The organism is Cupriavidus sp. GW822-FHT03E04 (genome assembly GCF_058801495.1).
The window spans coordinates 66920-81802 of record NZ_JBXANI010000019.1 but is presented as its reverse complement, the minus strand read 5'-3'; the positions used below and the strand labels follow the sequence as shown (position 1 = coordinate 81802).

The 14883-nt window shown below is 65.9% G+C and carries 9 protein-coding genes; 4 read left to right on the top strand and 5 right to left on the bottom strand.

Translation table 11 applies throughout. From position 1 onward, the window contains the following. Positions 1–73 precede the first annotated feature (73 nt). The 4 genes from lpdA to aceE form a co-directional block, all read right to left on the bottom strand. Positions 74–1864 (bottom strand): dihydrolipoyl dehydrogenase, encoded by a 1791-nt coding sequence (gene lpdA / locus AC1RQC_RS26250; RefSeq protein ID WP_492375931.1) that lies wholly within the window; start codon positions 1862–1864, stop codon positions 74–76. Positions 1865–1892: 28 nt separating this feature from the next. Then, the gene (locus tag AC1RQC_RS26245; protein WP_150987807.1) at positions 1893–2510 is read right to left on the bottom strand and encodes an Ntn hydrolase family protein; all 618 of its coding nucleotides are present in this window, start codon (positions 2508–2510) and stop codon (positions 1893–1895) included. Positions 2511–2591: 81 nt separating this feature from the next. Then, positions 2592–4262 carry a dihydrolipoyllysine-residue acetyltransferase gene (aceF, locus tag AC1RQC_RS26240; protein ID WP_492885075.1) on the bottom strand — a complete coding sequence of 557 codons (1671 nt, stop codon included), beginning with the start codon at positions 4260–4262 and terminating at the stop codon, positions 2592–2594. Positions 4263–4427: 165 nt separating this feature from the next. After that, positions 4428–7115 carry a pyruvate dehydrogenase (acetyl-transferring), homodimeric type gene (gene aceE / locus AC1RQC_RS26235; RefSeq protein WP_492375929.1) on the bottom strand — a complete coding sequence of 896 codons (2688 nt, stop codon included), beginning with the start codon at positions 7113–7115 and terminating at the stop codon, positions 4428–4430. Positions 7116–7545: 430 nt separating this feature from the next. On the opposite strand from aceE, the gene AC1RQC_RS26230 reads away from it, so the two are divergent. Together AC1RQC_RS26230 and AC1RQC_RS26225 are read left to right on the top strand one after the other, a co-directional pair. Beyond that, positions 7546–10134, top strand: coding sequence for a PAS domain S-box protein (locus AC1RQC_RS26230; protein WP_492807689.1), 2589 nt, complete (start codon positions 7546–7548; stop codon positions 10132–10134). Between the two features lie 134 nt (positions 10135–10268). After that, a complete protein-coding gene (locus AC1RQC_RS26225) occupies positions 10269–10901 on the top strand; it encodes a response regulator transcription factor (RefSeq protein WP_006155997.1) in 633 nt (210 codons plus the stop codon). A gap of 66 nt (positions 10902–10967) precedes the next feature. Here the strand turns inward: AC1RQC_RS26225 and AC1RQC_RS26220 are convergent, their stop codons facing one another. Beyond that, on the bottom strand, positions 10968–11660 hold the full coding sequence (locus tag AC1RQC_RS26220; protein ID WP_492807691.1) for a hypothetical protein: 693 nt from the start codon (positions 11658–11660) through the stop codon (positions 10968–10970). A gap of 98 nt (positions 11661–11758) precedes the next feature. Here AC1RQC_RS26220 and folD point away from each other — a divergent pair, with 98 nt between their 5' ends. Next, entirely contained in the window at positions 11759–12610 is an 852-nt protein-coding gene (gene folD / locus AC1RQC_RS26215) for a bifunctional methylenetetrahydrofolate dehydrogenase/methenyltetrahydrofolate cyclohydrolase FolD (protein WP_043345220.1), read from the top strand. A 129-nt stretch (positions 12611–12739) separates the two neighbouring features. After that, positions 12740–14854, top strand: a complete 2115-nt coding sequence (locus AC1RQC_RS26210) for a M3 family metallopeptidase (RefSeq protein ID WP_492807693.1) — start codon at positions 12740–12742, stop codon at positions 14852–14854. The last annotated feature ends 29 nt before the right edge of the window (positions 14855–14883 follow it).

Genomic DNA, 14883 nt, shown 5'->3' with positions numbered 1-14883 from the left:
CGGTTAATTGCGGATCGAGATGTAAAAAGGCCCGCCATACGGCGGGCCTCACTCGTGTCGCTAACGTCCGGGCTTAGCGCTTGCGCGGCGGCGGGACGTCGGTGCAGACACCTTCGTAGATCTCGGCTGCCATGCCGATGGATTCGCCCAGCGTCGGGTGCGGGTGGATGGTCTTTCCGATATCCACTGCATCGGCACCCATCTCGACTGCCAGGCAGACTTCGCTGATCAGGTCGCCGGCATGCATGCCAACGATGCCCCCGCCGATGATCCGGTGGGTTTCCTCGTCGAAGATCAGCTTGGTAAAGCCTTCGTCGCGGCCATTGGCGATAGCACGGCCGGAAGCTGCCCACGGGAACACGCTCTTGCTGTACTTGATCCCCTGCGCCTTGCACTGGTCTTCGGTCACGCCGGCCCAGGCCACTTCCGGATCGGTGTAGGCCACCGACGGAATCTGCTTGACATCAAAGTAGGCCTTCTCGCCGTGCGCGGCTTCCGCTGCCACGTGCGCTTCGTGCACCGCCTTGTGGGCCAGCATGGGCTGGCCGACGATGTCGCCGATAGCGAAGATGTGCGGCACATTGGTGCGCATCTGCTTGTCGACGTCGATAAAGCCGCGATCCGTGACCGCCACCCCCGCCTTCTCCGCGCCGATGCGCTTGCCGTTGGGCACGCGGCCCACCGACACCAGCACCAGGTCGTAGCGTTGCGGCTCGGCCGGCGCCTGTTCGCCTTCGAACTTGACGTAGATGCCGTCCGGCTTCGCTTCCACGCCGACCGTCTTGGTCTTGAGCATGACCTTGTCGAAGCGCTTCTTGTTCATCTTGTCCCAGACCTTGACCAGGTCGCGGTCGGCGCCCTGCATCAGGCCATCGAGCATTTCCACCACGTCGATGTTGGCGCCCAGCGTGCTGTACACCGTGGCCATTTCCAGCCCGATGATGCCACCGCCGATGACCAGCATCTTGTTGGGCACTTCCGGCAGTTCCAGCGCGCCGGTGGAGTCGACGATGCGCGGGTCCTCGGGGATGAAAGGCAACTTGACCGCCTGGCTGCCGGCGGCGATGACGGCTTTTTCGAAGCGGATCACCGTCTTCTTGCCCGTCGTCTCCTTGGCGTCGCCTTCGGTTTCCTGCACCTCGAGGTGATGCGGGTCGAGGAAGGTGCCGATACCGCGCACGACCTGTACCTTGCGTGCCTTGGCCATGCCGGCCAGGCCGCCGGTCAGCTTGCCGACCACGGTTTCCTTGTAGTGGCGCAGCCCGTCGAGGTCGATCTTGGCCTCGCCGAACAGGATGCCGTGGGCCGCCAGGGCCTTGGCTTCGTCGATCACGGCGGCGTTGTGCAGCAGCGCCTTCGAGGGGATGCAGCCCACGTTCAGGCAGACGCCGCCGAGCGTGCTGTAGCGTTCGACCAGCACGGTGTTCATGCCGAGATCGGCACTGCGGAAGGCGGCCGAGTAGCCACCAGGGCCGGCGCCGAGCACCAGCATGTCGCAGGTAATATCCGCGCTGCCCGCATGCGCGGCGGCCACGGGAGCCGCAGCCGGAGCTGGAGCCGCCGCGGGCGCGGATGCCTGCGCAGGCGCGGGCGCAGGGACCGGCGCGGCCGCCGGCTTGGCCGCGGCTTCGCTCTCCAGCGTGCAGATGACGGCGCCCTTGGCGACCTTGTCGCCCACCTTGACGCGCACCTCCACCACCTTGCCGGCGGCGGATGACGGCACATCCATGCTGGCCTTGTCGGACTCGAGCACGATCAGCGACTGCTCCTGCTCGACCGTATCGCCAGCCTTGACCAGCACCTCGATGACTTCCACCGCGTCGAAATCGCCGATATCCGGCACCTGGACTTCGATCACACTCATGTTTTGCTCCTCAAGAACGCACTCCGCTTCAGATGCGGGGCGCGCCATCGTTATTGGTTGCTCCGTCGCCAGCCATGTCAGCCAGTTGCACCACCTGCACCTCGACCGGGCCTGCCGAACTCTTGTCGAACTCCACCCCTGCATCCACCCCGATCCGCGCGATCTCGCGGGCAGCCAGGCCCGGCTGGTCGTAGACCGCGTGCATGGCGCCCAACGCGTAGTTGCGCCCCGAGCCAATGCCCCAGAAGCGATCGAACGAGAAGACTTCGCGGTATGAATACACGCCGAAGATGCCGGCCGGATTGGCAATCAGGCAGACGATCTGCGAGGACTCGTAAGGATCGTCCTCGTCCTCCTTGGTGTTGATGAAATACTCGTTCTTGAGTTTTTCATGCACCTTGAGGAAGGTCCGGAAGACGTCATCGCGCGAACCCAGCCGGCAATCCTCGCCCAGTCCGGCCAACAGGCTGCGCATGACCGGGAAGTGCGCGGTGGTGCCGGCGAGCGCCACGAAGCTGTCACCCACCGGGAACACCTTCTGGTTGCGCTCGTAGGCGCGCGTGAGCCGGGTGTCGCCAAACGTCACCAGCGCGTCGGCGGCAATCGCCACTTCGCCGGCCTTCTTGACGACAACGCAGGTAGTCATGGGCTCGCTTCCTGTTTGCAGGTTGCAGACGTTGCAGGTAAGGGCGCGCATGGCCGCGAGGCCGGGCGCGCCCTGCCCGCCTTACAGCAGGATGCGGCGGAAATCGGCCAGCAACTGACCGAAATAGGTGTTGAAGCGAGCCGCTTCCGCACCGTCGATGACGCGGTGATCCCACGACAGCGACAGCGGCAGCGTCAGGCGTGGCACGAACTGCTTACCATCCCACACCGGCTTCTGGTACGACTTGCACACGCCCATGATGGCCACTTCCGGCGCGTTGATGATCGGCGTGAAATACGTGCCGCCGATGCCGCCCAGCGAGGAGATCGAGAAGCAGCCGCCTTGCATCTGGTCCGGCTTGAGCTTGCCGTCGCGCGCCAGCTTGGCCAGTTCGTTCATTTCCTGGCCGATCTCGATCACGCCCTTCTTGTCGGCGTTCTTGATCACCGGCACAACCAGGCCGTTCGGCGTGTCAGCGGCGAAACCGATGTTGAAATACTGTTTCAGCACCAGGTTCTCGCCATCGAGCGAAGCGTTGAAGTTCGGGAATTTCTTCAGCGCGGCGACGGTGGCCTTGATCATGAAGGCCAGCATGGTGACTTTGACGCCTTGCTTCTCGTATTCCTTGTTGAGCTGCACGCGGAAGGCTTCCAGCTCGGTGATGTCGGCCTCGTCGTGATTGGTGACGTGGGGAATCATCACCCAGTTGCGATGCAGGTTCGCGCCCGAGAGCTTCTTGATGCGCGACAGTGGCTTGCTTTCGACCTCGCCGAAACGGGTGAAATCCACCTTCGGCCACGGCAGCAGGTTCAGCTCGCCACCACCAGCCGGGGCAGCGGCTGCCTTTGCCGGGGCTGCGGCCTGACCGCTCATCACGCCCTTGACGTAGGCCTGCACGTCGTCCTGGGTGATCCGCCCCTTGGGGCCGGTGCCCGGCACGCGCGACACATCCACACCCAGCTCACGCGCGAACTTGCGCACGGAGGGGCTGGCATGGGCAGCGGTGCCGGTCACGCCGGCTACCGGAGCAGCCGCGGCGGGCGCGGCCGCAGGGACCGGGGCCGGAGCGCTGGCTGCGGGAGCGGGAGCGGCAGCCGGAGCAGCAGCAGCCGGGGCAGCCGGGGCAGCAGCGGCAGGCGCGCTGGCCGGAGCACCGGCGGCGCCTTCGAGAATCAGGATCAGCGTGCCTTCGGCGACGTTGTCACCGACCTTGATCCGGACTTCCTTGACCACCCCGGCGGCCGGCGACGGCACGTCCATGGTGGCCTTGTCGGACTCCAGCGTCACCAGCGCGTCTTCGGCGTTGATGGTGTCGCCCGGCTTGACGTGGACTTCGATCACCGGGACCGAGTCGTAGTCGCCGATGTCCGGCACCTTGACCTCGACCGGGCCTGCGGCAGCGGCCGGCGCGGGAGCGCTGGCTGCCGCCGGGGCCGGGGCCGGCGTCGGGGCGGGAGCCGGCGCGGCGGCGGCGGCTGCGGGAGCCGGTGCGGGCGCGGCGGCAGCCGCACCGGCAGGCTCCAGCATCACCAGCACGGTGCCTTCGGCGACGTTGTCGCCAATCTTGATCCTGACTTCCTTGACAGTGCCGCCCTGGGGCGAAGGCACGTCCATCGTGGCCTTGTCCGATTCCAGGGTCACCAGCGCGTCTTCCGCGTTGATGGTGTCGCCCGGTTTCACGTGCACTTCGATGACGGGAACGGCGTCGTAATCGCCGATATCCGGCACCTTGATTTCAATCGCTTGACTCATTCAGTGTCTCCTGGGCAGGCCAGCGCGCACGACAAACACGAGCGTGTGAGGTTACCCTCACCGCCGTGATCTGTCACGCCGCCGCGCCGCAAGGCGCCGGGAATCAGCCCGGCGCCCGCGCACGCGGCATTGCCGCTCCTGCGGGGGTTCGTGCAGTCGGCCTGCTTAGACCGACATCGGGTTCGGCTTGTTGGGGTCGAGGTTGTACTTCTTGATGGCTTCGGCCACCTTGTCGCGACCGATGGCACCTTCGTCAGCCAGCGCCTTCAGTGCAGCCAGCGTCACCCAGTGACGGTCCACCTCGAAGAAGTGGCGCAGCTTCTCGCGGGTGTCCGAGCGGCCGAAACCATCGGTGCCCAGCACCACGAAACGACGCGGCACGAAGGGACGGATCTGGTCGACAAAGGCGCGCACGTAATCGGTCGAGGCGATCACCGGGCCGCGCACCGACTTGAGGCTCTTGGTCACGTGCGACTCGCGTTGCGGCTCGCTCGGGTGCAGCAAGTTCCAACGCTCCACGTCGTGGCCTTCGCGGGCCAGTTCGGTAAAGCTCGGGCAACCCCACAGGTCCGATTCCACGCCCCAGTCCTTCTTGAGCAGGTCGGCAGCGGCAATCACCTCGCGGAAGATCGTGCCCGAACCCAGCAGCTGCACGCGCGGTGCATTGCTGTTTTCCACGCCCTTCTTGAACTGGTACATGCCCTTGACGATGTCGCCCTCTACGCCAGCCGGCATTTCCGGATGCTCGTAGTTCTCGTTCATCACCGTCAGGTAGTAGTAGACGTCTTCCTGCTCGGCGTACATGCGGCGCAGGCCGTCCTGCATGATCACCGCCAGCTCGTACTGGAAGGTCGGGTCATACGAGATGCAGTTCGGGATCACGGCATGGAACACATGCGAGTGGCCGTCTTCGTGCTGCAGGCCTTCGCCGTTGAGCGTGGTGCGGCCCGAGGTGCCGCCCAGCAGGAAGCCGCGCGAGCGCATGTCGGCGGCCGCCCAGCACAGGTCGCCGATACGCTGGATGCCGAACATCGAGTAATAGATGTAGAACGGGATCATCTGGATGCCGTGCGTCGAGTACGACGTGGCGGCGGCGATCCAGTCGCACATGGCGCCGGCTTCGTTGATGCCTTCCTGCAGCACCTGGCCAGTCTGCGATTCCTTGTAGAACATCAGCTGGTCGTGGTCTTCCGGCACGTACTTCTGGCCTTGCTGGTTCCAGATGCCGATCTGGCGGAACAGGCCTTCCATGCCGAAGGTACGCGACTCGTCGGGCACGATGGGCACCACGTGCTTGCCGATCTGCTTGTCCTTGAGCAGCGTGTTCAGGATCCGTACGAAGGCCATGGTGGTGGACACTTCACGGCCTTCACTGGTGGCCTTGAGCAGCGCGTCGAAGGCGGACAGCTCAGGCACCTTCAGGGCCTCTGCCTTCTGGCGGCGGGCCGGCAGGTAGCCGCCCAGGTCCATGCGGCGGGCGCGCATGTATTCCAGTTCCTTCGAGCCTTCCTCGAAGGTGATGTACGGCACTTCCTCGATCTTGTCGTCGGAGACCGGGATGTTGAACTGGTCGCGGAAGCGGCGGATCGCGTCCACCGGCATCTTCTTTTGCTGGTGGCTGATGTTCATGGCCTGGCCGGCATCGCCCATGCCATAGCCCTTGATGGTCTTGGCCAGGATCAGCGTGGGCTGGCCCTTGTGTTCGTTGGCGGCGCTATAGGCGGCGTAGATCTTGTGCGGATCGTGGCCACCACGGTTCAGGCGCCAGATGTCCTCGTCGGACCAGTCGGCCACCATCGCCTTGAGCTCAGGGGTATTGAAGAAATGCTCGCGCACGTAGGCGCCGTCCTTGGCCTTGAAGGTCTGGTACTCGCCGTCCACGCAATCCATCATGCGCTTCATCAGCAGGCCCTTCTTGTCGCGTGCCAGCAGCTGGTCCCAGCGGCTGCCCCACACCACCTTGATCACGTTCCAGCCGGCGCCGCGGAACTCGGATTCGAGTTCCTGGATGATCTTGCCGTTGCCGCGCACCGGGCCATCCAGGCGCTGCAGGTTGCAGTTGATCACGAACACCAGGTTGTCCAGCTTCTCGCGCCCGGCCATGCCGATGGCGCCCAGCGATTCCGGCTCGTCGGTCTCGCCGTCGCCCAGGAAGGCCCAGACCTTGCGGCCTTCGGTCTGCACCAGGCCGCGGCTGTGCAGGTACTTCATGAAGCGGGCCTGGTAGATGGCCATGATCGGGCCCAGGCCCATCGACACCGTCGGGAATTGCCAGAAGTCCGGCATCAGCCACGGGTGCGGGTAGGACGAGATGCCCTTGCCGTCGACTTCCTGGCGGAAGCTGTCGAGTTGTTCCGTGCTCAGGCGGCCGAGCAGGAAGGCGCGCGAATACACGCCCGGGGCCGAGTGGCCCTGCACGAACACCAGGTCGCCGCCGTGTTTCTCGGACGGAGCGTGCCAGAAGTGGTTGTAGCCGACGTCATACAGCGTGGCCGCCGAGGCAAACGAGGAAATATGGCCGCCAACGTTGGTGTGCTTGTTGGCGCGCAGCACCATCGCCATGGCGTTCCAGCGGGTGTACGAGCGGATGCGGTGCTCGATGTCCTGGTCGCCGGGAATGCGGGCCTGCTGCTCCACCGGGATGGTGTTGATGTACTGCGTTTCAGCGTGGAACGGCTGGGTGACGCCGTTCACGCGTGCGTATTCGATCTGCTTGTCGATCAGGAAGGCGGCCCTGTCGGTGCCTTCGGCGGCGATCACGCCCTGCAGGGCATCAAGCCACTCGTGGGTTTCCTGGGGATCGGCGTCGTTGGCGCTGCTTGCGCCGAGGATCTGCTCTGGTACAGCTGACATGACTGTCTCCTGGTGAATTCCTGCCTCGGTGCCCCCTGATTCTTGTGGTGGGAGCCCCGGCCTGACGGTGTGACTACGGTACGGCGCGCGGGCCGCGAGTGTCTTCGCACGGTCCTTCGCTAGCGCTTCGCCCGGGCTTGCCAGCGAGGCTGGCAGGACCGGACGCAGCACTGCCGTCCGCACTTTTCGGTCGGACCGATTCTATGGAAGCACATTGGGCAAGACAAGCCTAATTTTCAAATTGCGATATGGTTTCTTACAATGCGAAATATTGCGGCAGCGCACCACAAAACTGCGCCAGCCCTTGCCACCAAACGCCGCCGACCCGCCGCGCCTTCGGCAGGAATGCCGCAGTGCCGCATTGGCGCTTACCCCAAGCGACGGGGCGCCGCAATCCCGCTACACTGGTCGGTCAGTCGTCAATCCCACCATGCCGTCCCTCAAAGATTTCTTTTCCCACCTCCGCGCCGCAGTCGTCCCTCCCTCCGCTTCCGGCTCCGCCAAGGCGAGCGGCAGCGACCCTACGCTGGTCGCCCCGCCCAACCCGCTGACGCCCCTCGATACGCTTGGCCACGTGGACGAGCCCGCCGCCGTCAACGGGCCGCCGCGCGGATTGTGGTGGCTGCGCTGGCGCAACCTGGTGGCGACCAGCTGGTTCATGTTCATCCCGCTGATAGCGATCGTGCTGTTCACGGTGGCGATGGGCGTGATCCTGTGGTCGCTCCATGAAACCGAGCGCCAGCAGCAACGCGACGCGCTTTATCGCGACGCTGCCTGGGCCCAGCAGCGCGTGCGCCTGTCCCTGCTGAGCAACCAGGATCAGCTAGCCTCGCTGGCGCGCGACATCGCCGCCGCCCAGCTGGACCAGGGCGCCTACCGCACCGCCGCGCAGGAAATCCTGCGCGAGAACCCGGAAATCGTCTTCGTCAACTGGCTGGATGCGACCCGGCGCGGGCGCTGGTCGCTGCCGTCCACCTCCGAATTCGCCAGCCGGCTGCGCGAAACCCAGGACCAGCCGCTGGAGCCCGAGGTGCTCGATACCTTCGACGCAGCGCGCGAAACCCAGCGCGTGGTGTACTCGCGCCCGCTGGTCAACGACCGCGGCGACAGCTTCATGCTGATGGAGGTGCCGATCGTACGGGACAACGAGTTCCTCGGCACCCTCGGCGCGCTTTACTCCATCAACGGCATCCTGACCCACCTGCTGCCGCCGGAGCTGACCGAGCGCTACCGCTTCTCGCTGATCGACAAGAACAACCAGATCCGCGCCAGCACTTCGTTGCGGCCGGTGCCGGGCAACGCGCTGTCCTACGAGGTGCTGCTGGACCCGCCGGGGCACTCGTTGTCGCTGCGCGCCGACGCCTACCCGCCCGCCTCCAACCTGCCCAACAACATGCTGCTGTGGCTGGTGGTGGGGCTGTCGTGCTTCCTGCTGTGGAGCCTGTGGAGCATGTGGCGCCACACCAGCCGGCGCTCCGAGGCGCAGCGCGCCTTGCTGGCTGAGACGTCGTTTCGCCGCGCGATGGAAAACTCGATGCTGATCGGGTTGCGCGCACTCGACCTGAATGGCCGCATCACTTACGTCAATCCCGCCTTCTGCCGCATGACCGGCTGGCAGGACAGCGACCTGGTCGGCCGCGTGCCGCCCTTCCCTTATTGGCCGCCCAATGACCATCAGGAGATGCAAAAGCAGATCGACCTGACGTTGCAGGGCAAATCCCCGGCCAGCGGCTATGAGATGCGCGCCATGCGGCGCGACGGCAGCAGCTTCTACGCCCGCATGTATGTCTCGCCGCTGGTGGACAGCCGCGGCAGGCACACCGGCTGGATGGCCTCGATGACGGATATCACCGAGCCCAAGCGCGCCCGCGAGGAGCTCGCCGCCGCCCACGACCGTTTCACCACGGTGCTGGAAAGCCTGGACGCCGCGGTGTCCGTGCTGGCCACCGACAAGCCCGAGCTGCTGTTCGCCAACCGCTATTACCGCCAGCTGTTCGGCTGGGAAGCCGAGGGCCACCTGAAGCTGGCCGGCGGCGAGGTCGACAAGGAGCAGGTCTCCAGCGACGCCACCGACTTCGTCGACGCCTACGCCGGCCTGCCAGCCTCGGAGCTGATGCCCTACTCCTCGGACGCGCGGGAAGTCTTCGTGCCCGACATGCAGAAATGGTTCGAAGTGCGCCGCCGCTACATTCAGTGGGTCGACGGCCATCTGGCGCAGATGCAGATCGCCACCGATATCACGGTGCGCAAGGCCGCCGAGGAAATGGCGCGCCAGCATGAGGAACGGCTGCAGTTCACCAGCCGCCTGACCACCATGGGCGAGATGGCGTCGTCGCTCGCGCACGAGCTGAACCAGCCGCTGGCGGCCATCAACAACTACTGCATGGGCGCGGTGGCCCGGCTGCGCTCCGGGCGCAGCACCGCCGAGGACCTGATCCCGATCCTGGAGAAGACCTCGGCGCAGGCCGTGCGCGCCGGCACCATCATCAGCCGCATCCGGGGCTTCGTGAAGCGCAGCCAGCCCCAGCGCCGCGAAGCCGCCCTGCACGACATCGTGGCCGACGCGGTCGGGCTGGCCGACCTGGAGGCCACCCGCCGCCGCGTCACCATCCTGACCCGGCTGCCGGCGCCGCCGGTGGTGCTGTTCGTCGATCCGGTGCTGATCGAGCAGGTGCTGGTCAACCTGCTTAAGAACGCCGTCGAGGCCATGGCCGGGCTGCCGGCGCTGCGCGCCACCGGCGTGGTGCGCCTGCACGCGCGCATCGAGCCGGGCGAGATCGGCCCGAACATGCGCATCGACGTGATCGACCAGGGCCCTGGCGTTGACGAAGCCACGAAAGAACGCCTGTTTGAACCGTTCTTCAGCACCAAGTCCGACGGCATGGGCATGGGCCTGAATATCTGCCGCTCCATCATCGAGTCCCACCAGGGGCGCCTGTGGGTAGAGAACAATGCCGACGGCATCGGCTGCACGTTCAAGATCATGCTGCCGCTGCAGCCGGCGCTGATCGACCAATAACCGACCAATAAGGCGCCGGGCGGGCCGCCCGGCATTGCCAAGACAGGATCAGGCGCGCCAGGGCCGCCCCTGTCGCTTGCCGCCCGGCCCGGTTACACTTGGCGGCAAATGACTTTGATGTCCCAGGAGACTTCATGACCGTAACGCCAAACCCCACCTCCCACCGCGGCGAGACCGTCTTCATCGTCGACGACGATGAAGCCATGCGCGACTCGCTGACCTGGCTGCTGGAGGGCAATGGCTACCAGGTTCGCAGCTTTACCAGCGCCGAACAGTTCCTTTCCGCCTACGACTCGGGCCAGGTCTCCTGCCTGATCCTGGACGTGCGGATGCCGGGCATGAGCGGGCCCGAGCTGCAGGAACGCATGATCGCGGAGAACATCAATATCCCGATCGTCTTCATCACCGGCCACGGCGACGTGCCGATGGCAGTCTCCACCATGAAGAAGGGCGCAATCGACTTCATCGAAAAGCCGTTCGATGAGTCCGAACTGCGATCGCTGGTGGAGCGCATGCTGCAAAAGGCCCGCACCGACCATTCCGCCGCCCGCGAGCAGCGCGCCGCCAAGGACCTGCTGGGCAAGCTCACCACGCGCGAGCAGCAGGTGCTGGAGCGCATCGTGGCCGGCCGGCTGAACAAGCAGATTGCCGACGACCTGGGCATTTCCATCAAGACCGTGGAGGCGCACCGCGCCAACATCATGGAAAAGCTCAACGTCAACACCGTGGCCGACCTGCTGCGCCTGGCCCTGTCCAAAAACAGCTGAAGCAACAGCCGAAACAGCCGAGCCGGCGCCGAAGCCCCCCGCCGAGCTTGCGGGGGGGGTGCCAGCTCAACGCCCGAGGTACTCCTCGTCGCGAAAGGTCACGACCCATTGCGGCTTGTAGACCACGAACACCGCCACCAGCATGCCCGTGAGAAAGGCCTCGCCAAACGCCAGGATCAGCACGGCGGTCAGCGTATCGGGCAGCGACAGCACCCCGTCGCCCACGCTGTAGCTACGCCAGACCGCGCGCGCCGCCCCCGCGCCCAGGGCGGCCAGCCCGGCGGCAAAGTAGCCATGGCCGAGGATGAACACAAAGGGATGGCGCGGCAGCAGCCGGCGCATGGCCCCCTGCAGCGCGGCCGACAACAAGGCGGGCAACAACCCCATCCAGACATAGCGCGGCCATAGCGCCGCCCAGTCCAGCCGGGCCCAGGTGTCGCCAGCCAGGTAGCCCAGCCCCAGGAACGACACCAGATCCACCACGAACAGCGACAGCAGGGCCAGCGGCAGCCCGAACAGGGTCACCATCAGGGTGGCGCCGAACAGCTGGATCGCCAGCCCGCCCGGCAGCGTCGCACGGGCCGTCCATAGCAGCGCCAGCAGCACCAGCGCGCCCAGCCAGCCGTGCTGCAAATCGTCGCGCTGCAGCAGTTGCCAAGGCCGGCGGCTCAGCGCCCAGGCCATGGCGGCCAGGCTGAGCACGATGAGGACAGCTGGTTCGGCCGCGGCGGCCATGGCGAAAGGGTTCGGGGCATCCATGCGGCCATGCTACCAGCGCCCTACTCTCCTGCGCCCCGGGTTGCGTCAACCTTTATAATTCCGCTTTGACCACCTCCAGCTCTCCAGCGCCCATCCCCATGCCAGCCCAACTCATCGACGGCAACGCCCTTGCCAAGCAACTCCGCACCGAAGCCGCCCAGCGCGCCGCCCGCCTGACCGAACGCGGCCACCGGCCCGGCCTGGCCGTGGTCCTGGTGGGCGAAGACCAGGCTAGCCAGGTTTATGTGCGCAACAAGGTCAAGGCCTGCGACGACAATGGCTTCCATTCCTCGCTCGACCGCTACCCCGCCGACCTGTCCGAGGCCGACCTGCTGGCCCGCATCGACGCCCTGAACCGCGACCCGCACATCCACGGCATCCTGGTGCAGTTGCCGCTGCCCAAGCATATCGACAGCCACAAAGTGCTCGAAGCGATCGCCCCGGAAAAAGACGTGGACGGCTTCCACGTGGCCAATGCCGGCGCCCTGATGACCGGCGCCCCGCTGTTCCGCCCGTGCACGCCCTATGGCTGCATGAAGATGCTGGAATCGGTCGATTTCCCGCTGCGCGGCGCCCGCGCGGTGGTGGTCGGCGCCTCCAATATCGTCGGCAAGCCGATGGCGATGCTGCTGCTGCAGGCCGGCGCCACCGTCACCATCTGCAACAGCAAGACGCGTGACCTGGGCGCCCATACGCGCGACGCGGACGTGATCGTGGCCGCCGTGGGCCGGCGCAACATCATCACCGCTGACATGGTCAAGCCCGGCGCGGCCGTGATCGACGTGGGCATGAACCGCGACGACAATGGCAAGCTGTGCGGCGATGTCGACTTCAACGGCGTCAAGGAAGTGGCCGGCTACATCACCCCTGTGCCGGGCGGCGTTGGCCCGATGACCATTACGATGCTGCTGATCAATACGCTGGAAGCCGCCGAGCGCGCGGCCGGCTGAACGTCGTATCGGCCTGCCGCGGACAGCGCCGGCGCCTTGCGCGCCGGGTGCTGCCTGGCACTGGAAATCCCGCTGCCCCGCCCCAATGTGCGGGGCATTGCCCTTACTGGCCCTGCCAAGAGAGACGTCATGGACCAAGCCGCCAACCAAGCCAACGCTGCAAATCACGCAAACGGCGACAATCCGCTGCTGGATTTCACCGACCTGCCGCGTTTCTCCGAGATCCGCCCCGAGCACATCGGCCCGGCGCTGGACGTGCTGCTGGCGACCGCGCAAGCCGCCGTCGACCGTGCCGAAGACCCGGCCACCGAAGCCACGTGGGCCAATGCCGTGGAAGCGCTGGAAGCCGCCACCGAGCCGCTGGGACGCGCCTGGGGCGTGGTGGGTCACCTGAGCGCGGTGGCGGATACGCCGCCCTTGCGCCAGGCGCATAGCGACAACCTGCCGCGCATGACCGAGTTCTGGTCGTCGCTGGGCCAGAGCCTGGCGCTCTATGACAAGTACAAGGCAATCGCCGCGAGCCCCGAATTCGCCACCATGAGCGCGGCTCGGCGCCAACTGATGGAAAACGAGTTGCGCGGTTTCCGCCTGGGCGGCGCGGAACTGCCCGAAGACAAGAAGCCCCGCTTTGCCGCGATCCAGGAGCAGCAGGCCCAGTTGTCCAAGGCCTTCTCCGACCACGTGCTCGATGCCACCAATGCCTACGCGCTGCTGATCGAGGACGAAAGCCGCCTGAGCGGCATCCCTGAAGACGCGCTGGAAGCCGCGCGCCATGCCGCTGAAAAGGACGGCAAGCCGGGCTGGAAATTCACCCTGCACTTCCCCTCCTACTTCCCGGTGCTGCAATACGCGGACGACCGCGCGCTGCGCCAGACCATGTACGAGGCCAGCGTCACCCGCGCCTCGGAACTGGCTGAGCAGTACGGCCAGGGCAAGGCCGAGTGGGACAACACGGCCAATATGCGCGAGCAGCTCGCGCTGCGCCGCGAAGAAGCGCAGTTGCTCGGCTACGCCTCCTTCGGCGAGGTCTCGCTGGTGCCCAAGATGGCAGAATCCCCGGCCGAAGTGCTGCGCTTCCTGGACGAACTGGCCGCCAAAGCGCGTCCGTATGCCGAGAAGGACTGGGACGAGCTCAAGGCATTCACCGCAAGCGAGCTGGGCCTGAGCGACCTTTCGCCCTGGGACGTGGCCTACGCGTCGGAAAAGCTGCGCGAGCAGCGCTACGCCTTCTCCGAGCAGGAGGTAAAGCAATACTTCCCCGAGCCGCAGGTGCTCAAGGGCTTGTTCAGCGTGGTGGAGAAGCTGTTCTCGGTGCGCATCGAAGCCGACCAGGCCCAGACGTGGCACGAAGACGCGCGCTTCTTTCGCGTGGTATCGCCCGAGGGCGAGCTGCTGGCGCAGTTCTACATCGACCTTTACGCCCGCGAAGGCAAGCGCGGCGGCGCGTGGATGGATGATGCCCGAGGCCGCAAGCTGCTGGACGACGGGCGCGTGCAAACCCCGGTGGCCTACCTGACCTGCAACTTCACGGCGCCGGTGGGCGGCAAGCCCGCGGTCTTCACCCACGACGAAGTGATCACGCTGTTCCACGAGTTCGGACACGGCCTGCACCATATGCTCACCCAGGTGGGCGAGCTGGGCGTGTCCGGCATCAATGGCGTGGAATGGGATGCCGTTGAGCTGCCCTCGCAGTTCATGGAGAACTTCTGCTGGGAGTACGAAGTGCTGGCCGACATGACCGCGCACGTCGACACCGGCGAGCCGCTGCCGCGCGAGCTGTTCGAGCGCATGCTGGCCGCAAAGAACTTCCAGAACGGCATGATGACGCTGCGCCAGATCGTGTTCTCGTCGTTCGACATGCACCTGCACACCAGCTTCGACCCCGCGGGCGAGAAGTCCGTGCTGGCGCTGTCCAGGGAGATCAACGATCGCGCCCATGTGGTGCCGCAGCACCCGCTGTCACGCTGGCCGAACACCTTCAGCCATATCTTTGCCGGCGGCTATGCGGCGGGCTACTACAGCTACAAGTGGGCCGAAGTGCTGTCCGCCGACGTCTATGCGGCCTTCGAGGAAGCCGCGAAGCTCTCCGGCACCGTGCTCGATGCCGAGACCGGCGCACGCTACCGCAGGGAAATCCTGTCGGTGGGCGGCAGCCGCCCGGCCATGGAATCGTTCACCGCGTTCCGCGGCCGCGCGCCGCAGATTGACGCACTGCTGCGGCACGGCGGCATGGCGGTGGCTTAACGCAGCACGTCGTTAATAGAAGAATAGAA